Genomic DNA, 24,478 nt, shown 5'->3' with positions numbered 1-24,478 from the left:
CGTCAGTCCGCTGGAGGAGAAGCGCCGTGTCGCCGTCCGAGGTGCGCAGGTCCTCCGCCGGGAGCGGTGGGGTGCAGTCCCTGGAGCGGGCGTTCGCGCTGCTGGAGCTGATGGCCGACGCGGGGGGCGAGACCGGGCTGAGCGAGCTGGCCGCCAGCAGCGGGCTGCCGCTGCCCACCATCCACCGGCTGATGCGCACGCTGGTGGCCTGCGGCTATGTCCGTCAACAGGCCAACCGCCGCTACGCGTTGGGCCCTCGGCTGATCCGGCTCGGCGAGGCCGCGGCGCGTCCGCTGACCACCTGGGCGCGCCCGTATCTGGCGCGGCTGGTGGCGGAGACCGGCGAGACGGCGAACATGGCGCTGCTCGACGGCGACGAGGCGGTCTACGTGGCGCAGGTGCCCTCCCGGCACTCGATGCGGATGTTCACCGAGGTCGGCCGGCGGGTGCTGCCGCACTGCACGGGCGTCGGCAAGGCGCTGCTGTCCGGGCTGGACGACGACGAGGTGCGGGCGCTGCTGCGGCGGACCGGGATGCCGGCGGCGACCGAGCGCACCCTGACGACGCCGGAGGCGTTCCTCCGGGCGCTGGGGGCGGTGCGCGCGCGGGGCTTCGCCGTCGACGACGGCGAGCAGGAGACGGGCGTGCGGTGCATCGCCGTGGCGCTGCCGCACGCGCCGACCGCCGCCGCGATATCGGTCTCGGGGCCGGCCGGGCGGCTGACGGACGAGGCGGTGGAGAAGCTGGCGCCGCTGCTGCGCGAGGTCGCGGCCGAGCTGGGCGCCGCGCTCGCCACCTCGCCGGAGGGCGAGGAGTAGCGCGCTCCGGCGCGGCCCCCTGGGCCCGCCCGGGTCACTCCTCCCCGGCCTCGGCCACCACGGCGGGCAGCACCCCCGCCATGAGTCCGGGGAAGCGTTGCTCCAGGTCGTCCAGGCGCAGCCGGACATAGCAGCGGGTGCCCTCCTCCCGGGTCCTGGTGACACCGGCGGCGCGCAGCACCTTGAGGTGGTGGCTGAGCGTCGACTTGCCGACGGGCACGGTCAGTTCTCCCCAGCCCAGCTCACGCCCGTCGGCGAGCGAGCGGACGATGCGCAGCCGCACGGGGTCCCCGAGGGCGGAGAGCACGGTCGGCAGTGACAACTGTGCGACGGCGGGGTGGTGCGTGGTCTTCATACGTTCTCGTTGCCTCCTGGTCGTGGGCGGCCCGAACTCGATGATACGTTCGTTCTATGATCGACGAACATCGAACAATGTCGTGGCACGACCGGGCGGCCGTGGTGACCGGCGGCGGGACGGGCATCGGCCGGGCCGTCGCGGTGGCGCTGGCGGAACGGGGCGCGCGGGTGCTGATCACCGGCCGGCGGCCGGAGCGGCTGGCCGAGACGGCGGCGGCCGCGCCCGGGATCACCACCCTCGTCGCCGACGCCCGGGAACCGGACGCCGCGGAAGCGACGGTGCGGGTCGCGGTGGAGCGCTTCGGCCGGCTCGACGCGCTGGTGAACAACGCGGGCGTGTTCGCCGCGATGTCGCTCGCCGAGGCCGCCCCGGAACGGATCGACGCCCTGCTGGCCACCAACGTGCTGGGCCCCACGCTGCTGACCCGGGCCGCGCTCGGCGAGCTGACCAGGAACGGGGGCGCGGTGGTCAACGTCTCCAGCGTGCACGGCCAACGCCCCTCGGCGGGCGCCGCGCACTACGGCGCCTCCAAGGCGGCGCTCGACCATCTCACCCGCACCTGGGCACTGGAGCTGGCCCCGGCGGGCATACGTGTCAACGGGGTCGCCCCGGGCCCGACCGAGTCGGAGGCGCTGACGGCCTCCGGCCTGCCGGACGAGGAGGTGGCCGCGATCAAACGCGCGGAGGCGGCGGCGATTCCGCTGGGCCGACGCGGGACGGCGGAGGAGGTGGCGGAGTGGGTCGTCGCGTTGGCGGACCCCTCGGCGAGCTGGGTGACCGGACAGATCGTCGCCGTCGACGGCGGGCTGACCCTGGCGGGACCCACGCCCTGAGCGGCGACACGTGAGCGGGACGGTGGCCGGGGTGCTGCTGGCGGCCGGCGGGGGGCGGCGGCTCGGGGGGCGCCCGAAGGCGTTGCTGCGCCATCGGGGGCGCACGCTGGTCGAGTGGGCCGCCGAGGCGTTGCGGGCGGCCGGCTGCGCGCCGGTGGTCGTGGTGGTGGGCGCCGGGGCGGACGAAGTGCTGGCGGAAGCGCTTCTCGACGGGTGCCGGGTGGTACGCAACCCGGCGTGGGAGTCGGGCATGGGCTCCTCGCTGCGCGCCGGCCTCGCGGCGCTCGCCACGCCCCGGCCGCCCACCGCGGCCCTGGTGGCCCTGGTCGACCAGCCCTTCGTGGGCGCGGCGGCGATGGCCCGCGTGGCGGCGGCGTGCGACTCCCCCGACGTCCTGGCCGCGGCGACCTACGGGGGCGCGCGCGGCCATCCCGTACTGGTGGGCGCCGGGCACTTCGCCGGCGTGACGGCCGGCGCGCGGGGCGATCGGGGAGCGCGCGACTATCTGCGGGCGCGCGCCGGCCGGCTGACGCGGGTCGAGTGTGGTGACGTGGGCAGCCCACAGGACATCGACCACCCCGCCGACCTGGAACGACTGAGCGGGCCGCCACCCCATCGTTGATCTTCCACGATGTAGAAACTACTATCCATTTTTGCTGCCCCAGAGGTGGAACCGTCACTAAGGAGTTCCCATGTCAGCCGTCACCGTGGAAGCCCGGCACCGGGTGCCGCGCCAGGACGAGGTGCTCACCCCCGAGGCGCTGGACTTCCTCGCACAGCTGCACCAGCGGTTCACCCCCCGCCGGGACGAGTTGCTGGCCCTCCGCGCCGAGCGCCGCGCGGAGATCGCCCGCACCGGCCGGCTGGACTTCCTGCCGGGGACGGCGGAGGTCAGGGAGGGCGAGTGGTCCGTCGCCCCGGCGCCGCCCGCGCTCCAGGACCGGCGGGTGGAGATCACCGGCCCCGCCGAGCGCAAGATGACCGTGAACGCCCTCAACTCGGGCGCCCGGGTCTGGCTTGCGGACTTCGAGGACGCCCTCTCCCCCACCTGGGAAAACGTGATCGGCGGCCAGCTCTCCCTCGCCGACGCGTACCGCCGCCGCATCGACTTCACCGACGAGCGCGGCAAGCGGTACGCGCTGCTCCCCGACGCCGAGTTGGCGACCGTGGTCGCCCGCCCCCGGGGCTGGCACCTGGACGAGCGCCATCTGACGGTCGGGGGTCGGGAGATCCCCGGCGCGCTCGTCGACTTCGGGCTCTACTTCTTCCACAACGCCCGCTGGCTGATGGACATGGGCAAGGGCCCGTACTTCTATCTGGCCAAGCTGGAGTCGCACCTGGAGGCGCGACTGTGGAACGACGTCTTCGTGTTCGCCCAGGAGACCCTGGGCGTGCCGCACGGCTCCGTGCGGGCGACGGTCCTGATCGAGACGGTCACCGCCGCGTTCGAGATGGAGGAGATCCTCTACGAACTGCGCGACCACGCCTCCGGGTTGAACGCCGGCCGCTGGGACTACCTGTTCTCGATCGTGAAGAACTTTCGGGACGGCGGGGAGGGTTACGTCCTGCCGGACCGCAACGCGGTGACCATGACCGCCCCCTTCATGCGCGCCTACACCGAACTGCTGGTGCGGACCTGCCACAAGCGGGGCGCGCACGCGATCGGCGGGATGGCCGCGTTCATCCCGTCCAGGGACGCCGAGGTCAACAAGGTGGCCTTCGAGAAGGTGCGCACGGACAAGGAGCGCGAGGCGGCCGACGGCTTCGACGGCTCCTGGGTGGCGCACCCGGGCCTGGTGCCGGTCGCCGAGGGCGCCTTCGACGCGGTGCTGGGAGCGCGCCCCCACCAGAAGGACCGGCTGCGCGAGGAGGTGCGGGTCACCGCCGAGCAACTGCTGGACATCGGCTCCGTCCCGGCCCGCCCGACCGTCGAGGGGCTGCGCAACGCCGTCCAGGTCGGCACCCGCTATCTCCAGTCCTGGCTGGCCGGTCGGGGCGCGGTCGCCGTCTTCCACCTCATGGAGGACGTGGCGACCGCCGAGATCTCGCGCTCGCAGATCTGGCAGTGGATCAACGCCGGGGTGCTGCTGGACAACGGCGAGCGGGTCACCCACTCCTACGTCCGCCAGATCGCGGCCGACCAACTGGTGCAGATCCGCGACGAGGTGGGCGAGGACGCCTATGTCTCCGGGGGCTGGGAGCGCGCCTTCGACCTGCTGATGGAGATCGCGCTCGACGAGTCCTACGTCGACTTCCTGACCCTGCCCGCCTACCGGCTGCTGGACTGAGGGGCGCCGCCGGCTCGCCGGCCGCTCAGCCGGCGAGCCGCAGCACCACCGTCCGCGACACCCCGCCGTGCCCCGCGCGCTCGTCGACCACCCGCAGTCCGGCGGTCGCGCACTGACGCAGCACCCACTCGTGGGAGACCCGCAGCTTGCGGTAACTCCCGGTCTTCAGTGTCCAGTCCTCCCCCACCCGCTCACGGACGTGCACCAGGTCGTGGACGACCACCGTGTAGTCGTCGAAGTCGTCCGGGTACTCCAGAAAACACGTCATGATCCGATCCTCCGTGGCCCGTACCGGAAGGAAACGGTCGGTCCCGGTGAGCGGAACGGTCAGATCGCGGTAGGAGAGCACCACCGTGCCGTCGGGAGTGAGGGCGGCGGCGATGTCGTTGAGCAGCGCCGCCACGTCGCCCCTGGTCGGCAGGTGGGTCAGCGTGTCGCCGAGGCAGACCACCGCGTCCGCCGTGCCCCGGCCGACGTGCTCGCGCAGCGCGGTGCGCAGGTCGGCGTGGACCGGCCGCACGGCCGGCACCTCGGCCGCGTGCCGGCCCAACTCCTCCAGCAGCGGCCGGCTCAGGTCGACGGCGAGCACCGTCGCGAAGCCGAGCGCGGCCAGCGCCAGGCTGGTGTGCCCCGGCCCGCAGCCCAGGTCCACCGCCCGCCGTCCCGCGCCGTCCGGCAGCACGCCCCACTCGGCGAGCAGCGCCCGCTGCCCCGCGACGAGATCCGGAAGGTCGCCGCCCAACATCCAGGTGTAGTGCTCCGCGAGCAGCCGGTCGTAGTGGTCGACGGCGAGGGTGGTGGGCGGCATGGTGTCCCCTTCCACGGTTGGGGCGGCGGGCCACGAACCTAGCCCGAAGTACGCCCGCGTGGAGGACTGACCGAATTCTGTTCGGAGTTGGCCGCAGAATGGCGACCATGGACGACACTGATTCGGCGCTCCTCGGCCATCTCCAGCGTGACGCACGGCTCACCAACCGTGAGCTCGCGCGGCTGACCGGCATCGCGCCCTCGACCTGTCTGGAGCGGGTGCGCAACCTGCGGGCCCGGGGGATCATCACCGGCTACCACGCGGCCGTCGACCCGAGGGCGCTCGGCCGTTCGCTGCAGGCCCTGATCTTCGCGCGGCTGCGACCGCTCAGCCGGGAGGTGATCACCAGCTTCCGCGGCTATCTCTCCGGGCTGCCCGAGGTGCTGTCGGTGCTGGTGGTCTCCGGCGACGAGGACTTCGTGATCCATGTCGCCGTGCCCACCATCGAGGACCTGCACGCCTTCCTGATGGACCGGGTCAGCGCCCGGCGCGAGGTGGTGGACTTCCGGTCTTCCGTGATCTACCAGCGGACCGTCACCCAGGTGCTGACCCCGCTGGGCGGGGCGGACGACGGCTGAACGCCCCCGTGGCGCGGGGGCGTCGACCGGGCGCGCGGTCAGGCGGCGGTCACCCGCACCGGATGGTGGACGACGGCGTCGAAGAGATAGCCCTGCTCGTTGAAGGCGGTCCGCTCCGGCTGGCGGGCGCCGGTCGCGTCGGTGGCCCTGGCCAGCAGCGTCGCGGGCCCCGGGGCGGTGGGCGTCCACGGCACCGACCAGCGCACCCAGCGGTCGGCGCGCGGCGCGTCCCGCAGGCGTGCGGGCCGCCAGCGCGCTCCCCCGTCCACGCTGACCTCGACCGACCGGATCGGCGCCGCGCCCGACCAGGAGCGCCCGGTGAGCTTCTGGGGCACGCCGGCCGTCAGCGACGCGTCCCAGTCGAGCTCGAAGGCGCTCTTGAGGGTCTGCCGGGTCAACGGCGCCGAGCCGCCCTCGGGATGGCCGGGCCCGAAGAGCCGGTAGAGGTCGGTGTTCCACGGCGAGTAGAGCGGAACGGTGGAGACCTCGATGTCCCCGACCCACTTGATCGACGCGATCCCGACCCAGGACGGCACCACCACCCGGACGGGACTGCCGTGGTCGGGCGGCAGCGGCTCGCCGTTCATCTCGTAGGCCAGCAGCACGTCGTCCAGCGCCTTGGCCAGCGGCAGCGGGCGGCGCACCCGGCCCAGCTGATTGCCCGAGGAGTCCTCGTAGGGGGCGTCGAGGCCGCGCGGTTGGACGTCGACGGCCTCCGGACGCAGCCCGGACCGGCGCAGCACCTCGGCCAGCCGCACCCCGCGCCAGCGGGCCACACCGATGGCGCCCAGCCGCCAGGCGGTGCCCGAGACCGTCTCGCCCTGCTGGGAGGCGAAGAAACCGCGCCCGTTGCCGGCGCACTCCACGGCGGCGGTGTGCTCGGTCGCGGGCAGCGACCGCAGCTCGTCCAGGCCGAACTCCACGGAACCCGCGCGCACCCCGTCACCCCAGACGGTCAGCCGCCAGTCGTCGGCGGACAGGACGGGGGTGGCGGTGTGGTTCCGCACGAAGAACAGGGCGTTGGGCGTGTGGAAGCCGGTGTTCCGCAGCGCGGACCAGCGGGTCTCCGCGTTGGTTCCGTGCACGGTGAAGGCGTCCTCGGGCAGCGGCTTGAGGATGCCGGGCGCCGGGTCGTCGGCGGTGCGCGCCGGGCGCGCGGCGCCGAGGGTGGCGCCGGCGGCGCCCAGCGCCCCGCCGGCCGCCAACAGCCGCAGCAGCACCCGGCGTTCGACGCCCTCGGCGCGTGCCCTTCCGTCGAGGAACTGCCGCAGCCGGCGGCGGTCGTGGTGCCTCTCGTCGATGGTCATGGCCCGGCATCCTGCGGCAACGGCGCGCGGGACGCCATTGCGGCGCCTTAAGGCCGTGTGAACTTTCCGTCAGCCGGCCGCGCGTGCGGCCAGGCGGCGCGCCTGGGCCCGCGCCTCCGCCGCGACCGCTGCCTCGTCGGCGGTGAGCAGCGTGTCGTCCTCCACCACCGGCACGCCGTTGACCAGCGAGAGCGCCACGGGCGCCGGCGGGCCGAGCACCAGGGCCGCCACCGGGTCCTCGATGGTGGAGTGGCCCAAACCGTCCAGGCGCCACAGCACCACGTCGGCCAGTTTCCCCGCCTCCAGCGAGCCGAGCTCCTCCCGGCGCCCCAGCACCTCGGCGCCCCCGAGCGTGCCGAGACGCAGCGCCTGCCGGGCGCTCAACGCCCGCTCGCGCGAGGGCCCCAGACGCTGCACCAGCAGCGCGTTGCGCAGCTCGGTGCGCAGTTCGCCCGCCTCGTTGGACGCGGTGCCGTCCACGCCGAGGCCCACGGGCACGCCGGCGGCCAGCAGCTCAGGGACCCGGGCGATGCCGGCGGCCAGCCGGGCGTTGGACGAGGGGCAGTGCGCGACGCCGGTGCCGGTGCGGGCGAAGGCGGCGATGTCCGCGTCCGTCATGTGCACGCAGTGCGCCATCCACACGTCCTCGCCGAGCCAGCCGGTCTCCTCGAAGTACTCGGTCGGGCCCATCCCGAAGCGCTCCCGGCAGAACGCGCTCTCCTCGGCGGTCTCGGAGCCGTGGGTGTGCAGCCGCACCCCCAGCCGGCGGGCCAACGCGGCCGACTCACGCATCAGTTCGGTGGTGACGGAGAACGGGGAGCAGGGCGCGACCGCGATGCGCAGCATCGCGTCGGGCGCCGGGTCGTGGTGGGCGGCGACGGCCTCCTCGGTGGCGCGCAGCGCCGCCTCGGTGCTCTCCACCGCGAAGTCCGGGGGCAGCCCGCCGTCCGAGGCGCCCAGGTCCATCGAGCCCCTGGCCGCGGTGAGGCGCACGCCCAGCTCGCGGGCCGCCTCGATCTCGGCGCCGAGCAGGTCGCCGGCGCCGGCGGGGAAGACGTAGTGGTGGTCGAAGGCGGTGGTGACGCCGCCGCGCGCCATCATCGCCAGCGAGGCGCGGGCGGCGGCGCCCAGCATCGGCGCGTCGATCCTGGCCCAGGTCGGGTACAGCTCCACCAGCCAGTCGAAGAGGTGGGAGTCCTGCGCCAGGCCCCTGGTCAGCCACTGGTAGAAGTGGTGGTGGGTGTTGACGAGTCCCGGGGTGGCCAGCTGCCCGGTCGCGTCCAGCACGCGGGCCGCGGCGGAGCGGTACCGCTCGGGGGCCGGCCCGGGGCCGACGGCGAGCAGCCGGTTGCCGCCGACCACCAGATGACCACTGGTGTACTCCACATCGTCGTCCATGGTCGCGATGGCGCAGTTCTCGATCACCCACGAGGGGTGCTCGGACGGCGGGACACGCGGCGACCGGTCGGTCTGGCTGTCCGTCACGGGGCGCTCCTGGAGTCGGGGAACGGGGTGGGGGGGCGCGAGGGCGGGTGCGCGGGGTCGGGTACGTGGGGCGGGTGCGAGGGCGGGTGCGCGGAGGCGGGCGTTCGAGGCGGTCAGGGGCCGGCCGGTCCGGTCGGGATGCGCTCCTCGGCACCCTCGCGCAGCACGGTGGCCTCGATCAGGCCGAAGGGGCGGTCGGCGGCCAGATAGACGGCGCCGTCGCCGGTCCCGTTCTCCACTCCGAACGGACTCAGGTCGACCAGGAAGTGATGCTTGTTGGGCAGCGACAGCCGTATCTCCAGCACTCCGGGAAGATCTTCGATCACCGCGGAACCCATGGCGTAGAGCGTCTGTTGGAGCGAGTAGGAGTAGGTCCCCGCGAAGGCCGCGAGGAGTCGCCGCCTGGCGTCGGCGTAGGCGGCGTTCCAGTCCGTCTCGGCGATCTCCTCCGGCCGCTCGGCGCGGTGTCGCCAGCGGGCGGTCACCTCGGTGGCGAGCACCCGGTCGGTGGTCTCGGCGAGCGTGGTGTACGGGTCCGTGGCGAAGCCGTGGAACTCGGAGTCCGTGGTGTTGAGCAGCGTCAGCCCGGTCAGCCCGCTCAGCACCTCGGAACGCCCGCCCTCGCGGCAGACCCGCGCGGTCCTGGTCTCCCGTCCGGACCGCGCGAAGGAGTGGTCGCCCAGCCGCTCCCACAGGTGCTCCTCGACGTCCACCACGGCGCGGCGCACGGGGCGCTGGGACGCGACGAAGTGCGTCGCCAGCTCGGCGGCGAAGGACTCGGGCGAGGCGACGCCGCGTTCCCTGGCGAGGACGTAGACGGTGTTCTTGATCGAGTCCGTCGGCAGCACCGACGCGTTGGAGCCCACGAGATGGGCGTCGTCCAGCGTGCCGGAGAGGGCGACGGAGACGGTCAGATCGGTCAGCCGATGGGTCCTGGTCGCCCTGGCGACGCGCACCAGCCGGACCTGCGCCTTGCCGTACTGGTTCTGCCCGAGCACCGGCATCGTGGTCAACTCCCTCGGTAGACGGAATAGCCGAACGGGTTGAGCAGCAGCGGGATGTGGTAGCGCTCGCCGACGGTGACCGCGAAGACCACGGTGGCCTCGGGGAAGAACGCGGCGCCGGTGCCGCCCCTGGTCAGATAGGGCTCCACGGCGAAGGTCAGCCGCGCGGCCACCGCGCCGCCGGGGAGCGCCGGCAGCGTCGCCAGGCGCCCGTCGGCGTCCGTGCGCCCCTCGCCGTGGGGCCGCCAGCCCTCCGCGTCCCCGCGCCGGGCGTCGCGGACGGCGAGCCGCACGGCGATCCCGGCGGCCGGGCGGCCCAGGCTGGTGTCCAGCACATGGGTGGAGACGGTGACCTCGCTCTCCGCGAGGCGGGTGAGCCGCAGCCGGTTGATCCGACCCAACTCGCCGCGGGCCACAGCGGCTTCACGGGCGGGCTCGTGTGCGAGCCGGGCACGCAGCGCGTCCCGCATCCGTTCCCCCGAGAGACCGGTGGCGCAGAGCAGAAAGGTGCGGCCGAACCGCTCCCGATAGGTGAGGTTGAGGTCGAGCAGCTCGGCTCTGAGCTGGTCGTCGGCGTCGGCGAGCCCGCCCTGCTCCCGTGTCGAGGCCGGGTCGCCCGGCCGGGGCCGGCCGATCGGCGGGTGGGCGGCGACCGCCGCCTCGAACTCCTCGGCCGTCAGGTCGGCCACGGCCGCGTCCTGCTCGCTGAGCAGCGCGTCCAGATGGGCGAACGGGCGGGCGTGCAGCAGTCGTTCGGTCCAGGCGCGGGAGGCGCAGACGGCGTGCAGGGAGTCCCGGACGGCGCCGGCGCCCGCGTGATTGAGCCAGGTCAGCCCCGGATGGGCAGGCGAGGTCATCGATCCAGTAAGCCGCACCCGCCCCCGGGTGTCAACAGTTTGTTGAAGTCGGGGAGCGCGTGTCCGCGTCGAGGCGCCCTCCGGGCTCAGCCGCCGGTGGTCCGGTTGAGGTAGTTGTAGACGGTGAACCGGCTGACGCCGAGCGCCGCCGCGACCGTCTCCACCCCGTGCCGCAGGGCGAACGCGCCGCGCCGCTCCAGGCTGCTGACGATCCGCTGCTTGGTCCTGCGGTCCAGCTCGGCCAGCGGGCGGCCGTGGCGGCGGCGCAGGTCGTCCAGCAGGTGGTCGAGCGAGTCCGACAGAAGCGGCAGCCGCACGGCGGCCACCGCCGCCCCGTCCCAGCACAGCGGCACGTCGTCCTCGCCGGCCTCCAGCGGATCGACCAACTCCCCGCCGATGGCGGTCAACAACGGTCCGAGCGCGGCCAGAAAGCGTTCCTCCTCGGACGGCGGCAGCTCGTCCGCCGCCTCCGCCCCCTCGGGAGCCCCGGGCGGCCCCCACGGCCGGCGACGCCCGCCCTCCCCCGCGTTCACCGGGACCCCTCCCCGTCGGCGGGCGGCGGCGAGCCGGCCTCGACTCCCTCGCCACCGTCGACGGCATCCCCCGCGTCAACGGCGTCGACCTGGACGGATATCCGGGTGGCGCCTGCGGCGAACGCGCGGCGCAGCAGGACGTGGACGGCGTCTATCACCGCGTCCCGATCGCCCTCGGCGCTGTTGCCGAACGGGCCGACCTCCACCGCCTCCAGGCCGGCCTCGCCGACCACCTCGCGGGCGACCAGCGCGTGGGGCGGCGCCTCGCGGAGGTCGAAGGGCTCCGTGGAGAACTCAAGTCTCAGTCGCACGCGCCCACACTAGGCGTGATCGCCACGCCGTGGGGGCGCTCCCCGTCACGTCGCCCCACTTGGCCGCAAGTCGCCCCCGCGGCGGGGACGCACGGCCGGCGGAGAGGGGCGCGGCGGCGGGCGGCCCCACCGCGGAGCGTCGGGGCCGCCGTTCGCGGCCGTTCCCCCGAACTCGCGGCGCGTCGTCCCCCGTTGACGGTTGCCGGCGGACCCGAGGACGCCGGGCTCAGCGGCTGGCCTTCGGCCACACGCCCGGCGGGGTGCCCCAGCGCGGTTCCTCCGGCGGAAAGCGCGGGACCCCGAAGAGCTCAAGCGCGCGGCGGAACTCGGCGACCGCCGGCGCCAGCGCGCTCACCGAGCCCAGCGCGGCGGCGATCTCCAACAGCGCCTGCCGCAGCGTCTCGACGTCGGGAACGCCCGCCAGCGACAGCTCGTCCAGCCGGCTCAGGCGCTCCATCGCGACCTCGCGGTCGGCCAACGCGACGCGGTACCCGCCCAACTCGCGGCGCAGCCGGTGAACGGCGGCGCGCAGCGTGGTCACCCGGGGGTCGAGCCCGGCCACCGGTGCGGTGCGCATCCGTCCGGCCGTCTCAGCTTCTCCTGCCACCCAACCCTCCCCTAGCCCGTTTACCCGTCATTCAGAAAGCCACCCGAAACGTGCGGGATTCCTGCTCACACGCGTCAGAAGGTGAAGAACCCCGCAGGGAAAGTAAATATCACTGTCCGCGCATCACGCCATACGGAGGGCTAGATCGCGTGTCACATTCCGATGAACAATGAGGCCCTGTCACGGGCTGAGAAGCGGTGTCCGAAGTGGCCAGGACTCGACCAGCCGCCGGGGGGCGTGTGAGAGTCCGTTCATCAGGTTCGGTTGGGGGAGCGCCCATGGCCAGAAGCGTGTTGCTGCGATGCCCGGTGTGCCGGCGCGAGCACCGCTATGTCCCGCCCGAGTACCCGTGCGCCTGCGGCGCGCCCGTGACCCTCCCGGTGGCGGGCGACGGCGCGCCGGTGCGGGTGGCGCACCGGTCCTGGGCGGACGCCTGGACGGAGTTGGAGTGCCCTGCCTGCGGGCGTTCCGGGCACTGGCCCCGCCCCGGCTTCGACTGCGCCTGCGGGGCGATGGTGCGGCTGACGCCGGCCGCTCCCCGGGTGGCGGGGCCGGCCTGGGACGGGCCGCCCGAGGACGGGGGGCAGCGGCCGGCGGCCGTGCGGGCGTCGGGGGAGAACGCCGCGCCGGAGGGGGCGAGTTCGGCCAAAACGGAGCAGGCGCGCGCGGAGGACGCGGAGGGCGCTCCCCCGGACGCCGAGCAGCCGCCGGCGCACGAGGCGCCCGAGGACGGCGTGCGCCCCGGGTCGCGCACGCCGGGGCCGCCCGGCAGCAGCGCGGCCCGTGACTTCGCGCAGGGGCGCAGAGCGGCGCGCGGCGCCCCGGGGCCGGCCGAGGACCCGGCGGGGCCCGGCGCGCGGCGGGGCCCGTTCCGCCCGTTGACCATCCGCACCGGCTACGACGCGGTGGCCTGCGCGGCTCACTTTCTGCGCTGGCTCGGCTTCTCCGGGGTGCGCACGGCCGTGCCCAGGACCGCGTCGGGGCTCGATCTGCGCGGCCCCTCGGTGGTCGGCCTGGTCAACGCCTCCACCGCGCCGACCGAGGGCGGGGAGCTGGAGGTGCTGTGGCTGCACGGCCAGTTGGGCTCGGCGCTGCCGGTGGCGTTCTCGCTGGCCGGGTACGGCGGGCCGGCCAGGACGCTGGCCGACCGGCTGCGGCTGCCGCTCTTCGTGCTCGACCTGAGCGGCACGCCCCAGCCCGTGAACCAGCCGGGCGAGGCGCTACTGCGCCACGGCGTCGAGGTCGAGCCGTAGCGGCGGCGCGAGGGACGTACGGGTGCCGTCGCCGTGCAGCGGCCGGCCGCTGCCGGTGAGCGGCACGCCGCTGCCGCCGCGCCGCACCGCGACGATCTCGGCGGCGATGGCCAGGGCCGTCTCGGCCGGGGTGCGGGCCGCGAGGTCGAGGCCGATCGGCGAGCGCAGCCGGGCCAGTTCGCCCTCGCCGAGCCCGGCGGCGCGCAGCCGGCGCAGCCGGTCCTCGTGGGTGCGCCAGGACCCCATCGCGCCCACGTAGCCGGCCGGGCCGCGCAACGCCCGCACCAGCGCCGGGACATCCCACCTCGGGTCGTGGGTGAGCACGCACACCGCGTCCCGCCCGGTCAGCCGCCGCCCGTCGAGGCAGCGGTCCGGCCGGTCGTTGACCACCTCGGCGGCCTCGGGAAAACGTTCGGCGGTGGCGAAGACGGGCCGCGCGTCGCAGACCGTCACCCGGTAGCCGAGCGGCGTGGCGGCGTGGGCCAGCGCGGCGGCGAAGTCCACCGCGCCGACGATCAGCAGCCGGGGCGGCGCCGCACGGTGCTCCGCCCAGGCCCGCCGGCCCCCCGGCAGCCGCACGGTCCCGCGCCCGCCGGGCAGCGCACGCGCCCGCGCGAGCGCCAGCCGGTCGATGCCCGCGCCCCAGCCGAGCGTGCCGCGCCCCGCATCCGGCGCCCCCGGCCGCCACAGCAGCGCGCCGCCGCCCGCTCCCCCGCCCGGCAGCGCCCGCAGGAGCGTCACCGCGCCGCCCCCGGCGACCGCCGCCAACGCCTCGGCCAGCGTGGCGCGTCGGGGCCCGACGACCGGGGTGATCAGCAGTTCGACCGTGCCGCCGCAGGTGAGCGCGGGCGCGAACGGGTCATCCGGGTCGGCCGCGTAACGCGCCGTCCTGGGCGTGCCCGCGCGCAGCGCCTCGCGGCACTCCTCCCACAGCGCGCCCTCCACGCAGCCGCCGGAGACCCCGCCCAGCACCGCGCCCTCCGCGTCGACCGCGAGCGCGGCGCCCGGCCCCCGTGGCGCGCTGCCCTCGACGGCGACGACGGTGGCCACGGCGAACGCCCGCCCCTGGCGGCACCAGGCGTCGAGCTCGGTGGCGATGTCCAGCACGGCGGCCTCCGTTCCTCGTGCGTGCCCCGGTGCGCGGTGCCCGGGGCCCCTCGTCTCAGGTTCCGGTCAGGTGCTCGGGGCGGACGGGGACGCGGGTGAGGGGCAGGCGCGTCGCCTGGCGGATCGCGGCGACGATCGCCGGCGTCGCGGAGAGCGTGGGCGCCTCGCCCACCCCGCGCAGCCCGTACGGGGCGTGCTCGTCGGCGAGTTCGAGGATGTCGACGGGCATCGGCGGGGTGTCCAGGATGGTGGGGATCAGGTAGTCGGTGAACGACGGGTTGCGGACGGTGCCGTCGGGGCCGACGAGGACCTCCTCCAGCACGGCGAGGCCGAGCCCCTGGGCGCTGCCGCCGTGGATCTGGCCGCGCACCGCGCGCGGGTTGAGCGCGCGGCCCACGTCCTGGGCGGCGGCCAGTTCGACGACCCGGACCAGGCCCAGCTCGACGTCGACGTCGACCACGGCGCGGTGCGCGCAGAACGAGTACTGGACGTGACCGGGACCCTGCCCGGTCGCGCGGTCGAACGGCCGGGTGGGGCGGTGGCGGAACTCCAGCTCCCGTTCGATCGCCTCGTCACCGAGCACGTCGGCCAGCGCGGCCAGCACCTCGCCGCGCGGGGTGACGACCTCGCCGCCGACCAGCCGCAGCCCGGGATCGTTCCAGGCGGCCTCGTCGCCCCGCCAGTCAACCCGCTCCCCCCGGCGCAGGCGGTCCCTGGCCAGCCGCAGCACCTCGGCGCGGACGGCGAGGCAGGCGTGGCGGACGGCCCCGCCGGTCATGTACGTCTGCCGGGAGGCGGAGGTGGAGCCGGCGGAACCCACGGAGGTGTCGGCCGGCAGGATGCCGACCCGGCTGACGCCCAGCTCGGTGCGGGCGATCTGGGCGTGCACCGTGATCCCGCCCTGGCCGACCTCCGCCATCGCGGTGTGCACGGTGGCGCTTGGCTCCCCGCCGACGACCGCCAGCCGCACCCGGGCGGTCGAGTAGTCGTCGAAGCCCTCGGAGAAGCCGACGTTCTTGATGCCGACTCCGTAGCCGACGCCGCGCACGATCCCCTCCCCCAGGCTGGAGCGGGCGAGCCCGCCGGGCAGCGCCCTGGGGTCCACGCCGCCGTCGACCTCCCAGGGGCGCGGCGGCGGCAGCGGCCGGTCGCGGACCAGACGCAGCAGCTCGGCGACGGGCGCGGGCGCGTCGACGGGCTGGCCGGTGGGCATGGTGTCGCCCTGGGTGAGGGCGTTGCGCCGGCGCAGCTCGACGGGGTCCATGTTGAGGGCGACGGCCAGCCGGTCCATCTGCGCCTCGTAGGCGAAGCACGCCTGCACCGCGCCGAAGCCGCGCATCGCGCCGCAGGGCGGGTTGTTGGTGTAGAGGGCGAGGGCCTCCATCGCGACGTGCGGCACGCGGTAGGGGCCCACGCCCAGGGAGGCGGCGTTGCCGACGACGGCGGGCGAGGAGGAGGCGTAGGCACCGCCGTCGAGGACGATCCGGCCCTTCACGTAGACCAGCCGGCCGTCGAGGGTGGCGCCGTGCTCGTAGCTGAGGGTGGCCGGGTGGCGGTGCACATGGCCGAAGAACGACTCGTGGCGGTTGTAGACCATCTTCACGGGCCGGCCGGTGCGCAGCGCCAGCAGGCAGGCGTGGGCCTGCATCGACAGGTCCTCGCGGGCGCCGAAGGCACCGCCGACGCCGCCGAGGGTCAGCCGCACGCGTTCCGGCTCCAGGCCGAGGACGGGGGCGAGTTGGCGCTGGTCGACGTGGAGCCACTGGGTGGCGACATGGAGGTCGACCCCGCCGTCCTCCGCTGGCACGGCCAGCCCGGACTCCGGGCCGAGGAACGCCTGGTCCTGCATCCCGACGGTGTAGTCGCCGCGCACCACGACGTCGGCCACCGCGTGGGTCGGGTCGCCGGCCAGCACGGGCTGGCGGTGGACCACGTTGGGGTGCGGCACGTGGGCGGCGTGGTGGTCGTCGCGGTCGGGGTGGAGGACGGGCGCGTCGGGGGCGGTCGCGGTGGCCTCGTCGTGGACCACCGGCAGCGGCGCGTACTCGACCCGGACGCGGGCGGCGGCGCGGCGCGCGGTCTCCGGGTGGTCGGCGGCGACGAGCGCGACGGGCTCGCCCTGGTAGCGGACCCGGTCGCCGGCGAGCACCGGCTGGTCGGTGAACTCCAGCCCGTAGTGGGTGGCGGCGGGGAGGTCCGCGTGGGTGAGCACGGCGTGGACGCCGGGCAGCGCCAGGGCCTCGGCGGTGTCGACGGAGCGGATCTCGGCGTGCGCGTGCGGGCTGCGCAGGGTGTGCCCCCAGAGCATGTCCTCGTGCCACAGGTCGGAGGCGTAGGCGAAGTCGCCGGTGACCTTCAGTACCCCGTCGGGGCGGTGCGGCGACTCGCCGATGCCGCCCGAGGCGTCGGGCGCGGTGTCGCCGCGCTGGGTGAGTCCGGCGGGCGGCGGGACGACTCCCATGGTCAGGGCCTCCGTTCGGGGTCGGCGGCCGGTGCGGGGGCGCGGGCGGCGGCGAGGCGGACGGCGTCGAGGACGCTCTCGTAGCCGGTGCAGCGGCAGAGGTTGCCGGCGAGCGCCTCGCGGATGTCGGCGTCGGCGGGGCGGGGCACGCGGGCCAGCAACTCCTCGGCGGCGAGCAGGAGTCCGGGGGTGCAGAAGCCGCACTGCACCGCGCCGGCCTCGACGAACGCGGCCTGGAGGGGGGCGAGCCGGCCGTCCGCGTCGGCCAGGCCCTCGACGGTGCGCACCTCGCGTCCCTCGGCCTGACCGGCGGCGACCAGGCAGGAGCAGACCAGGTCGCCGTCGAGACGGACGGTGCAGGAGCCGCACTCGCCCTGCTCGCAGGCGTTCTTGGAGCCGGGCAGCCCGAGCCGTTCGCGCAGCACGTAGAGCAGGCTCTCGCCCTCCCAGACGTGGTCGGCGCTCCGCTCGCGCCCGTTGACCGTGAGGGTGAGCCTCATGCCGGTGCTCCTTCGGTGCTCGTCCGGGCGCGCCAGGCGCGGTCCAGGGTGCGGCGCGCCAGGACGCGCACCGCGTGGCGGCGGTAGTCGGCGCTGCCTCTGACGTCGTCGACGGGCGCGCAGGCGGCGGCCACCAGGGCGGCGAACCGGGTGGCGGCGGCCGGGGGCGGCGGGCGGCCGGTGGCCCAGTGGTCGCCCTCGGCCAGTACCCCGTTCAGGAACTTCTCGGCCTCCCGGGCCCGCAGCGGGGTCGGCGCGGCGGAGCCGATCGCCGCGCGCACGGTGCGGGTGTCGGGGTGCAGGGCGAGGGCGACGGCGCAGACGGCGATGACCATGGCGTTGCGGGTGCCGACCTTCGCGAACTGCTGGGGTCCTGTCGCGGTGCGGACGGCGACGGAACGGATCAGCTCGTCGGGGGCGAGCGCGTTCCGCTTGGGTCCCAGGAAGAACTCCTCGACCGGGACGGTCCTGGTGCCGCGTGCGCTGGCCACCTCGACGTCGGCGCCGGCGACCAGCAGGGCGGGGTGGGCGTCGCCGGCGGGCGAGGCGGTGCCGAGGTTGCCGGCGAGGGTGGCGCGGTTGCGGATCTGCGGGGAGCCGACGGTGCGGGCGGCCATGGCCAGGGCGGGCAGTTCGGCGGCCAGCCGGTCGATCACCGTGTGGAAGGGCACGCCGGCGCCGATCCGGACCGTGTCCGACTCCCGGTGCCAGTCGCGGAGTTCGGTGAGGCGGGAGAGGTCGAGCAGCCGCTCGGGGCGGCGCCGGTCGAAGTTGATCTCCACCATCAGGTCGGTGCCGCCGGCGAGCGGCACCGCCTCGGGGTGCGCCGCCTTGACGGCCAACGCCTCCCGCCAGGTGGCCGGGCGAAGGAACTCCACCGGTTCGGCTCCTTCCGCTGCGGGCCGGGCACGGCGTCGCCGACGGACCCTCGGCCCTCCAGTACAGCCCGGCGGGGGTGGCGGGCGGCAGTCACGGAAGGGCCGAAGCGCACGACTGGCGGCACTACCGTTCTTGTAGATTCCTACGAAGAGCCGTTCCGGGTGCCGTCCGACGCGGTGTCGTCGGCCGCGCCCGCGCGAGGAGGCGAGATGCGACTGCGCGCCCTGCTGGAGTCCGACCGGCTCGGGCTGCGGCTGCTGTGGGGGCGGGAGGAGCTGGACCGGCCGGTGCGGGGGGTGATGACGACCGACCTGCGCGACCCGAGCCGCTATCTGCACGGCGACGAGCTGGTGCTGACGGGGCTGGCCTGGTGGCGCGGCGGGGACGACGCCGAACCCTTCGTGCGGGTGCTGGCGGCGGCGGGGGTCGCCGGACTGGCCGCCGGGGAGGCCGAGTTCGGCTCCGTGCCGGACGAGTTGACGGCGGCCTGCGCCCGCCACCGGCTGCCGCTCTTCGCGGTCGCCGAGGAGGTCGGCTTCGCCGACCTGACGGAGCACGTGGTGCGGCGGGTGTCGACCGTGCGCGCCGGGGACCTGGCCGCGGTGGTGGAACGGCACCGCCGGCTGATGTCCGCCGGGCCCGCCGGCGGGGGGCCGCGCGCGGTGCTGGGTCTGCTGGGCTCCGATCTGGACCTGCCGGCCTGGCTGTTGACGGCGACCGGCCGCGAGGTCGCCGACTCCGGGGCGGGGCCGCTGCCGCCCGGGGTGGCGGCCGAGCTGGCCGCGGGGCGGCTGGCCGAGGCGCCGGGCGCCGGGCCCGAGCCGCGCCGGGTGGCGCGCCGGGACGCGGTCTACTCGCTCTTCCCGGTGCGCGGCGAACCGCCGGCGGCCGGCGAGGACCCGCGCCGGACGCTGCTGACCGACTGGCTGCTGGCCGTCCGCGCCGACGCGGCGGAGTGGCCGGCCGAGCGGCGCGCGTTGTTGGAGGGGGTCGCGGAGTTGGTCGCGGCGGCGCGCGACCGGGGGGAGGCCGCCAGGGGCGTGCGCCGGCGGTTGGCCCAGCAGGTGGTGGAGCTGCTGGGCTCTGAGGCGCCGGCCGCCGAGGTGGCGGCCCGGCTGCGGATCGCCGCGCCGGTGCTGCTGCCGGGGCGTTCCGGGCTGGACTGGCAGCTGGTCGTGGCCCGGCTGCACTGGCCGGACGCCGACTTCGACACCGGCCCGGTGGCGAGGGCGGTGCTGGAGGAGGCGCTCTGCGACCCGACCGCGTCGGAGCCGGAGGCGGCGGTGGCCCACGCCGGGGGCGAGGCGGTCGCGCTGGTGCCGGTCTGCCCGCTTCAGGAGGCGGAGGTGGCCGGCCCGCTGCGCGCGGAGGCGTTCGAGGCCACGCTCCGCCATCCGCTGGCCGCCGGGCTCGGCGGCGGGCGGCTCACCGTGGGGGTCAGCTCCTCGGTGCCCGACGCCGAGGGGTTGCGCGGGGCGTTGCGCGAGGCACGGCACGCGCGCCGGTTGGCCGAGGCCAGGCCGGAGGCGGTGGCGGTGGCCGGCCACGAGCGGCTGGCCTCGCACATGGTGCTGCTGCCGTTCGTCCCGGAGGACGTGCGGGAGGCGTTCAGCGACCGGCTGCTGGCCCCGCTGCGCGAGTACGACACCCGGCACCGCTCCCAACTGCTGCCGACGCTGGAGGCGTTCCTCGCCGAGGACGGCTCGTGGACCCGCTGCGCCGCACGGCTGCATCTCCATGTGAACACGCTGCGCTACCGGATCGGCAGGATCGAGCAGCTCACCGGCAGGGACCTGGGGCGGCTCGAGGACGCGGTGGACTTTCTGCTGGCGCTGCGGCTGGGTTGAACCCGACGTCGGGAACGCGCCACGCCGATCGGCCCTGGAATGGCCGATTCCGCACCCAACCGAACCGCATACCACCTCCGTCTTCGCCTCAATCCTCCGGCGCGCGCCAGAACTTGTGAACTGTTTCACGCTCCCCCCTTGGCCGGGCACCGTCCCGCGTGCTGAGATGCACTCACATCAGATGTGGCCAACAGCACAACGACGCGCTGGGAGGGCGATGTGGCGGATACCGCACATCCGGTTCTGGAGACGGCGAGCGGAACGGCGCTCGACAGTGCGGTATGGCGGCTGCGGTCCCGAGGCTGTTGGGACGACGCGGCCGAGCTGCTGACCCCGACGGTGGCGGACGACCCCCGCGCGGCGCTGCTGCGCGCCCGGCTGCTGGTGGAGCGGTGCATGTTCACCGGCCAGGGCTGGGAGCGCGCCGAGGAGGCGGTGCGGGCCGCCGAGAAGATGCCGCTGAACGACGAGGAACGCGGGACCGCCGCCTGCGAGCGCGGCTATCTCGCCTACGCCGCCACGCTGCTGCGAGTGCGGGACCGGGCCGACGAGGCGCGGGCCGCGCTGGGCCGGGCGGCCGCGCTGCTGGCCCCCGACTCCCCCGGCCGGCCGCTGCTCGACTTCCGGCGCGGGCTGATGGCCGAGCACGTGGGCGGCAACCCGCAGGCCGCCGAGACCGGTTACCGCAGGGCGCACAACGAGGCGCTCAACCGCGGCGACGCGCTGCTCTGTTCCTACACCTGGCGCCATCTGGCGGCGCTCGCGCTGAAGGGCGGCGACCTGGAGGCCGCCCGCCACGGCTTCGCGGAATCCCTGCGTCTGCGCGAGGAGCTGGGCTTTCTGGTGGGCATCGCGCCGGCGTTGGTCGCGCTCGCCGAGGTCCAGCCGCCGGAGGAGGCGGCCCGGCTGCGCGCCGAGGCGGCCAGGCTCCACCGGCTGCTGGGGAACGTCCCGCACTGGCTGGCCGCGCAACTGCCGACCGAGGTACCGGTCGAGTCGCCGCGGGAGGCGACCGCGCCGCCGACGCCGACGCCGGAGAAGTGACTGGCTCGCGGCGGGAACACGGGAGCCCGGCTCGGCCCTAGGCGAGCGGTCCCGTGGGCGAGGCCGTCACATGGGCGTGGGCCAGGCGTTCGACGGTGGGCAGGTCACCGCGGACGAGGGCGTCCAGCAGCGCGCCGTGCTGGCGGGCGTCGGCGATCAGCTCGCGCGCGCCCGGCGGGCGGCCCGGAACGGTGGGGCACTGCGTCTTGCGCTGCAACTCCTGCGCCACAGCGATCAGTTGGCGGTTACCCGTGGGCCGCAGCAACTCGCGGTGGAAGCGCCGGTCGGCCTCCGCGTAGCCGACCAGGTCACCGTGGGCGGCGACCCTCACCGTCGCCTCGGCCAGCGGCCGCAGCTCCTCCCAGCGCTGCGGGGGCAGCTTTCCGGCCAGCCGCAGCACCGCGGGGACCTCCAGGGCGGCGCGCACCTCGGCCAGCTCGGCCATGTCGCGCGCGCTGTGCCCGGCGATCCGGAAGCCGCGGTTGGGCACCGTCTCGACCAGCCCCTCGCTGCACAGCTGCTGCATGGCCTCGCGCACCGGGGTGGCCGAGACGCCGTACCGCTCGGCGAGCAGCGGGGCCGAGTAGGTCTCGCCGGCGCGCAGCTCACCGGTGGCCAGCGCGTCCCGGAGCGCGGCGAGCACCTGGGCGCGCACGGAGCGGCGCACCGGCAGCGGCGGACTGCGGAGCGGCGGCGCCTGCCGAGGTCCGGGCCGCTTCCTCGGCACCATGGCCGCGACCCCCGAAATGGCCGATTCCACCGGGGTGGGTTCCATCTGCCCGCTCCATCCCTCTCGCCCCCGAATCAAGTGGGTTCCAGCACCCTAGGCGCAGTTTCCGCCGCCGCAAACCCCTCGACCTGATCGGCCGCTTGATCGGCTAAGGTAAGGCTTACCTGTACCAACAAGGGATCGATGGCCCGATGACCGTTCCCGCCGTGACCGTGACGACCCCGCTCACGCCCGCCTACGCCCGGATGGGCGAGGTGTTGCCCAGCCTCCTGGTGACCGAGGGCGAGCCGCGTTCCGACGCGGGCTGGACCAGGGGCGACGCGCTCGCCGAGGGCGGCGCGGCGCTGGACGCCTTCCTCGCCGACGAGGCCCGCGCCTCGCAGGCGGCCTACGGCGCCGAGGCGCGGCCGGACGTGGTGGCGACCTTCGGGCTGCACCGCTACGCGTGGCCGGTCGCCGCGCTCTTCACCGTTCCCTACTTCCTGCTCCGCCGGGTCCCCCACCTGGCGCCCGAGGACGTCTCGCTGCGCCGGGACCCGACGCGGCTGACCGTGCGGGTGACCGCGTTCTCCTGCCTGCCTGGCGATCCGCTCGCCGGGCACCCGGGAGCACTGGTGGCCTCCGACGAGGCGGCCCTGCGCACCGAGGTGCGGCGGGCGGCGGCCGACCATCTGGGGCCGCTGCTGGACGCGTTCGGGCCCCGGATGCGGCGCCGCGCCCGCGCGCTGTGGGGCGCGGCCACGGACGAACTCGTCGAATCACTGTGGTATTTCGGCCATCTGCTGGGCGAGGAGCCGCGTGCCGTTCGGGAGTTGGCGCGGATGCTGCCGGGCGCCACGGCGCCGTTCGCCGCCGGCGCCGGGTTCCGCGAGCTGGCGGGCCCGGACGGGGAGGCGCTGCGCACCAGGGACCGCGCGAGCTGCTGCATGTTCTACACTCTGCGTCCCGCCGACACCTGCGCCACCTGCCCCCGGCTCTGCGACGAGCAGCGGGTCAGGCGGCTGACCGGCTCCTGACGTCCGCCGGGGGGCGCCGCCCGGCGTGCGGCTGATAACAGATCATTCACCAACGGGCGGCAAGTTCCGCTGGAATACCACTCGTTGGTGCCATTCCGCCCGAATCGGAACTGACGGTGACTCGGGTAGCATCACGCTTTCTTCCAGGGGCGGTTCGCCAACCGCGCCCTGTGAACTGAGATCGGGCGGCGCCCGCAGAGGTGCGCCCGCACACCCCGTCGAGGGACACACATCGCGGTGAAGGTGACGGACATGGAGTTCAGTTGGGTGTTGGCCGCTGCCGTGGCCCTGGGAGGATTCCTGGTGGCGACGGCCTTGCTCACACGCGGCCGCAAGCCCGACAAGGAGGACCGCGAGCCGGACTCCTCCTGGGAGAAGATGGAGGCGCGCAGGCGGCGCAAGGAGCGGATCTACGCCTCCGCCTCCTACACGCTGCTCTTCTGCTGCGCCGGGGTCGCCGCCGCGCTGTCCTTCCAGGGGCTGGTCGGCTTCGGCCGGGAGAACCTCCAGCTCTCCGGCGGCTGGGAGTACCTGGTGCCGTTCGGACTGGACGGCGCGGCGATGTTCTGCGCGGTGATCGCCGTGCGGGAGGCCAGTCACGGCGACTCCTCGATGGGGTCGCGGATGCTGGTGTGGCTCTTCGCGGGCGCCGCCGCCTGGTTCAACTGGGTGCACGCGCCCCGGGGCACCGGCCACGCCGGCGCGCCGCACTTCTTCGCCGGGATGTCGCTCTCGGCGGCCGTCCTCTTCGACCGGGCGCTGAAGCAGACCCGCCGCGCCGCGCTGCGTGAGCAGGGCCTGGTGCCCAGGCCGATGCCGCAGATCCGTTTCGTCCGCTGGCTGCGGGCGCCGCGCGAGACGTTCGGCGCGTGGTCGCTGATGCTGCTGGAGGGTGTGCGCACGCTGGACGAGGCGGTCGACGAGGTCCGCGAGGAGCGGCGCAAGAAGGAGGAGGCCAAGCGCAGGGAGCGGGAGCAGCGGCAGTTGGAGCGCGCCCGGCTGCGCGCCATCGGCGGTTCCCGGTTCGGGCGGGGGCGGCGGGAGCTGCCCGCCACGGTGACGGCCGAGCAGGCCCCGCCGGAGCCGGCCCCGCACGAGCCCGCGGCGCTGGAGGCCGCCGCCCAGCGGCCGGCGTTGGCGGGCCGCGACGGGGAGGCGGGCTCGCTCTCCACGGCCGCGCCCCGGCTGGACACCCTGGAGGAGAAGCTGGCCAGGATCGAGCGCCAGTTCCCCTGACGCGCCCACTCCCCTCCGACGCGCCGACGGCCGCCGCCCCGAAACCGTGGAAACGGTTCCGGGGCGGCGGCCGTTCGCCCGGCGTCGCGGGTCAGTCGAGGAGGACACCCTCGTGGACCAGCAGCCGCCGCTTGCGGTCCAGGCCGCCGGCGTAGCCGGTGAGCGAGCCGCCGGCGCCGATCACCCGGTGGCAGGGCCGGATCACCAGCAGCGGATTGGCACCGACCGCGCCGCCCACGGCCCGCACCGAGCGCGCGGGCATCCCGGCCGCCGCCGTCAGCGCGCCGTAGGTGAGCGTCGCCCCGAGGGGGATCTCGTCCAGCGCGGCCCAGACCCGCTGCCGGAACGGGGTGCCGGGAGGTTCGAGGGCCAGGTCGAACTCCTTCAGCTCGCCCGCGAAGTAGGCGTCGAACTGCTCGGTCGCCGCGCCGAAGGCCGCGTCGTCGCGGACCCACTCCGGCTGGACGGTCGCGCCCTTGCGCTGTCCCGGCACGGTGACCGAGGCCAGCACGCCGGGGCGCGGGCCGGCGATCAGCAGCTCGCCGAGCGGGCTGGGGTGGATGGTGTAGCGCATGGGCTTCTCCGTCGCTGGGGTCGATGGGTTCGCTGGGGTCGCTG

At 75.2% G+C, this 24,478-nt stretch carries 25 protein-coding genes; 10 read left to right on the top strand and 15 right to left on the bottom strand.

What is annotated here, in order from left to right; genetic code table 11:
* The first annotated feature begins 26 nt into the window (after positions 1-26).
* On the top strand, positions 27-818 hold the full coding sequence (locus tag CRP51_RS18635; protein WP_281259680.1) for an IclR family transcriptional regulator: 792 nt from the start codon (positions 27-29) through the stop codon (positions 816-818).
* Between the two features lie 34 nt (positions 819-852).
* Here the strand turns inward: CRP51_RS18635 and CRP51_RS18630 are convergent, their stop codons facing one another.
* A complete protein-coding gene (locus CRP51_RS18630; protein ID WP_097232384.1) occupies positions 853-1,173 on the bottom strand; it encodes an ArsR/SmtB family transcription factor in 321 nt (106 codons plus the stop codon).
* Between the two features lie 56 nt (positions 1,174-1,229).
* Here CRP51_RS18630 and CRP51_RS18625 point away from each other — a divergent pair, with 56 nt between their 5' ends.
* From CRP51_RS18625 to aceB, 3 genes are all read left to right on the top strand, one after another.
* A complete protein-coding gene (locus CRP51_RS18625) occupies positions 1,230-2,009 on the top strand; it encodes an SDR family NAD(P)-dependent oxidoreductase (protein ID WP_097232383.1) in 780 nt (259 codons plus the stop codon).
* A gap of 10 nt (positions 2,010-2,019) precedes the next feature.
* Positions 2,020-2,631: a nucleotidyltransferase family protein gene (locus tag CRP51_RS18620; RefSeq protein WP_245880666.1), complete on the top strand. Its 612-nt coding sequence runs from the start codon at positions 2,020-2,022 to the stop codon at positions 2,629-2,631.
* A gap of 70 nt (positions 2,632-2,701) precedes the next feature.
* On the top strand, positions 2,702-4,297 hold the full coding sequence (aceB, locus tag CRP51_RS18615) for a malate synthase A (protein WP_097232381.1): 1,596 nt from the start codon (positions 2,702-2,704) through the stop codon (positions 4,295-4,297).
* A gap of 25 nt (positions 4,298-4,322) precedes the next feature.
* On the opposite strand, the gene CRP51_RS18610 is transcribed toward aceB, so the two are convergent.
* Entirely contained in the window at positions 4,323-5,105 is a 783-nt protein-coding gene (locus CRP51_RS18610; RefSeq protein WP_097232380.1) for a class I SAM-dependent methyltransferase, read from the bottom strand.
* A gap of 107 nt (positions 5,106-5,212) precedes the next feature.
* Between CRP51_RS18610 and CRP51_RS18605 the strand changes: the two genes are divergently transcribed.
* Complete coding sequence (locus tag CRP51_RS18605) at positions 5,213-5,683, top strand: Lrp/AsnC family transcriptional regulator (RefSeq protein WP_097232460.1); 471 nt, start codon at positions 5,213-5,215, stop codon at positions 5,681-5,683.
* 38 nt (positions 5,684-5,721) lie between these two features.
* On the opposite strand, the gene CRP51_RS18600 is transcribed toward CRP51_RS18605, so the two are convergent.
* The 7 genes from CRP51_RS18600 to CRP51_RS18570 form a co-directional block, all read right to left on the bottom strand.
* A complete protein-coding gene (locus CRP51_RS18600; RefSeq protein WP_097232379.1) occupies positions 5,722-6,990 on the bottom strand; it encodes a sulfite oxidase in 1,269 nt (422 codons plus the stop codon).
* A gap of 69 nt (positions 6,991-7,059) precedes the next feature.
* On the bottom strand, positions 7,060-8,475 hold the full coding sequence (locus CRP51_RS18595; RefSeq protein ID WP_281259679.1) for an 8-oxoguanine deaminase: 1,416 nt from the start codon (positions 8,473-8,475) through the stop codon (positions 7,060-7,062).
* A gap of 113 nt (positions 8,476-8,588) precedes the next feature.
* A complete protein-coding gene (pucL, locus tag CRP51_RS18590; protein ID WP_097232378.1) occupies positions 8,589-9,479 on the bottom strand; it encodes a factor-independent urate hydroxylase in 891 nt (296 codons plus the stop codon).
* A gap of 5 nt (positions 9,480-9,484) precedes the next feature.
* The gene (gene uraD, locus CRP51_RS18585; RefSeq protein WP_097232377.1) at positions 9,485-10,336 is read right to left on the bottom strand and encodes a 2-oxo-4-hydroxy-4-carboxy-5-ureidoimidazoline decarboxylase; all 852 of its coding nucleotides are present in this window, start codon (positions 10,334-10,336) and stop codon (positions 9,485-9,487) included.
* 86 nt (positions 10,337-10,422) lie between these two features.
* Positions 10,423-10,791 carry a helix-turn-helix domain-containing protein gene (locus CRP51_RS18580; protein ID WP_097232458.1) on the bottom strand — a complete coding sequence of 123 codons (369 nt, stop codon included), beginning with the start codon at positions 10,789-10,791 and terminating at the stop codon, positions 10,423-10,425.
* Positions 10,792-10,865: 74 nt separating this feature from the next.
* Positions 10,866-11,180 (bottom strand): YkoF family thiamine-binding protein, encoded by a 315-nt coding sequence (locus CRP51_RS18575; protein WP_097232376.1) that lies wholly within the window; start codon positions 11,178-11,180, stop codon positions 10,866-10,868.
* 226 nt (positions 11,181-11,406) lie between these two features.
* Entirely contained in the window at positions 11,407-11,787 is a 381-nt protein-coding gene (locus CRP51_RS18570; RefSeq protein WP_342749067.1) for a DUF5955 family protein, read from the bottom strand.
* 278 nt (positions 11,788-12,065) lie between these two features.
* Here CRP51_RS18570 and CRP51_RS18565 point away from each other — a divergent pair, with 278 nt between their 5' ends.
* On the top strand, positions 12,066-13,040 hold the full coding sequence (locus CRP51_RS18565) for a hypothetical protein (protein ID WP_097232374.1): 975 nt from the start codon (positions 12,066-12,068) through the stop codon (positions 13,038-13,040).
* On the opposite strand, the gene CRP51_RS18560 is transcribed toward CRP51_RS18565, so the two are convergent.
* Genes CRP51_RS18560 through CRP51_RS18545 form a run of 4 tightly spaced genes read right to left on the bottom strand, consistent with a single transcriptional unit; the run spans position 13,008 to position 17,986 of the window.
* A complete protein-coding gene (locus CRP51_RS18560; RefSeq protein ID WP_097232373.1) occupies positions 13,008-14,147 on the bottom strand; it encodes an XdhC family protein in 1,140 nt (379 codons plus the stop codon). The two genes, CRP51_RS18565 and CRP51_RS18560, sit on opposite strands and share 33 nt — an antisense overlap.
* A 55-nt stretch (positions 14,148-14,202) precedes the next feature.
* A complete protein-coding gene (gene pucD / locus CRP51_RS18555) occupies positions 14,203-16,608 on the bottom strand; it encodes a xanthine dehydrogenase subunit D (RefSeq protein ID WP_097232372.1) in 2,406 nt (801 codons plus the stop codon).
* A 2-nt stretch (positions 16,609-16,610) separates the two neighbouring features.
* Positions 16,611-17,108, bottom strand: coding sequence for a (2Fe-2S)-binding protein (locus CRP51_RS18550; protein ID WP_097232371.1), 498 nt, complete (start codon positions 17,106-17,108; stop codon positions 16,611-16,613).
* The gene (locus CRP51_RS18545) at positions 17,105-17,986 is read right to left on the bottom strand and encodes an FAD binding domain-containing protein (RefSeq protein ID WP_097232370.1); all 882 of its coding nucleotides are present in this window, start codon (positions 17,984-17,986) and stop codon (positions 17,105-17,107) included. The genes CRP51_RS18550 and CRP51_RS18545 overlap by 4 nt, the downstream gene beginning before the upstream one ends.
* A gap of 210 nt (positions 17,987-18,196) precedes the next feature.
* Between CRP51_RS18545 and CRP51_RS18540 the strand changes: the two genes are divergently transcribed.
* Positions 18,197-19,834, top strand: coding sequence for a PucR family transcriptional regulator (locus CRP51_RS18540; protein ID WP_097232369.1), 1,638 nt, complete (start codon positions 18,197-18,199; stop codon positions 19,832-19,834).
* Positions 19,835-20,053: 219 nt separating this feature from the next.
* Positions 20,054-20,878: a hypothetical protein gene (locus CRP51_RS18535; protein ID WP_245880665.1), complete on the top strand. Its 825-nt coding sequence runs from the start codon at positions 20,054-20,056 to the stop codon at positions 20,876-20,878.
* 37 nt (positions 20,879-20,915) lie between these two features.
* Here the strand turns inward: CRP51_RS18535 and CRP51_RS18530 are convergent, their stop codons facing one another.
* Complete coding sequence (locus tag CRP51_RS18530; protein ID WP_097232368.1) at positions 20,916-21,653, bottom strand: GntR family transcriptional regulator; 738 nt, start codon at positions 21,651-21,653, stop codon at positions 20,916-20,918.
* Between the two features lie 146 nt (positions 21,654-21,799).
* Here CRP51_RS18530 and CRP51_RS18525 point away from each other — a divergent pair, with 146 nt between their 5' ends.
* Together CRP51_RS18525 and CRP51_RS18520 are read left to right on the top strand one after the other, a co-directional pair.
* The gene (locus CRP51_RS18525) at positions 21,800-22,624 is read left to right on the top strand and encodes a (2Fe-2S)-binding protein (protein WP_097232367.1); all 825 of its coding nucleotides are present in this window, start codon (positions 21,800-21,802) and stop codon (positions 22,622-22,624) included.
* Between the two features lie 237 nt (positions 22,625-22,861).
* Positions 22,862-23,860, top strand: a complete 999-nt coding sequence (locus tag CRP51_RS18520; protein ID WP_097232366.1) for a DUF2637 domain-containing protein — start codon at positions 22,862-22,864, stop codon at positions 23,858-23,860.
* 91 nt (positions 23,861-23,951) lie between these two features.
* On the opposite strand, the gene CRP51_RS18515 is transcribed toward CRP51_RS18520, so the two are convergent.
* Positions 23,952-24,434: a methylated-DNA--[protein]-cysteine S-methyltransferase gene (locus CRP51_RS18515; protein WP_097232365.1), complete on the bottom strand. Its 483-nt coding sequence runs from the start codon at positions 24,432-24,434 to the stop codon at positions 23,952-23,954.
* Positions 24,435-24,478: the final 44 nt, after the last annotated feature.

It is taken from the genome of Streptomyces zhaozhouensis, assembly GCF_900230195.1.
In the GTDB taxonomy this organism is placed as follows: Bacteria; Actinomycetota; Actinomycetes; order Streptomycetales; family Streptomycetaceae; genus Streptomyces; species Streptomyces zhaozhouensis.
Note: the sequence above shows the minus strand (reverse complement) of the source record. Positions and strands in the feature narration are given on the sequence as shown.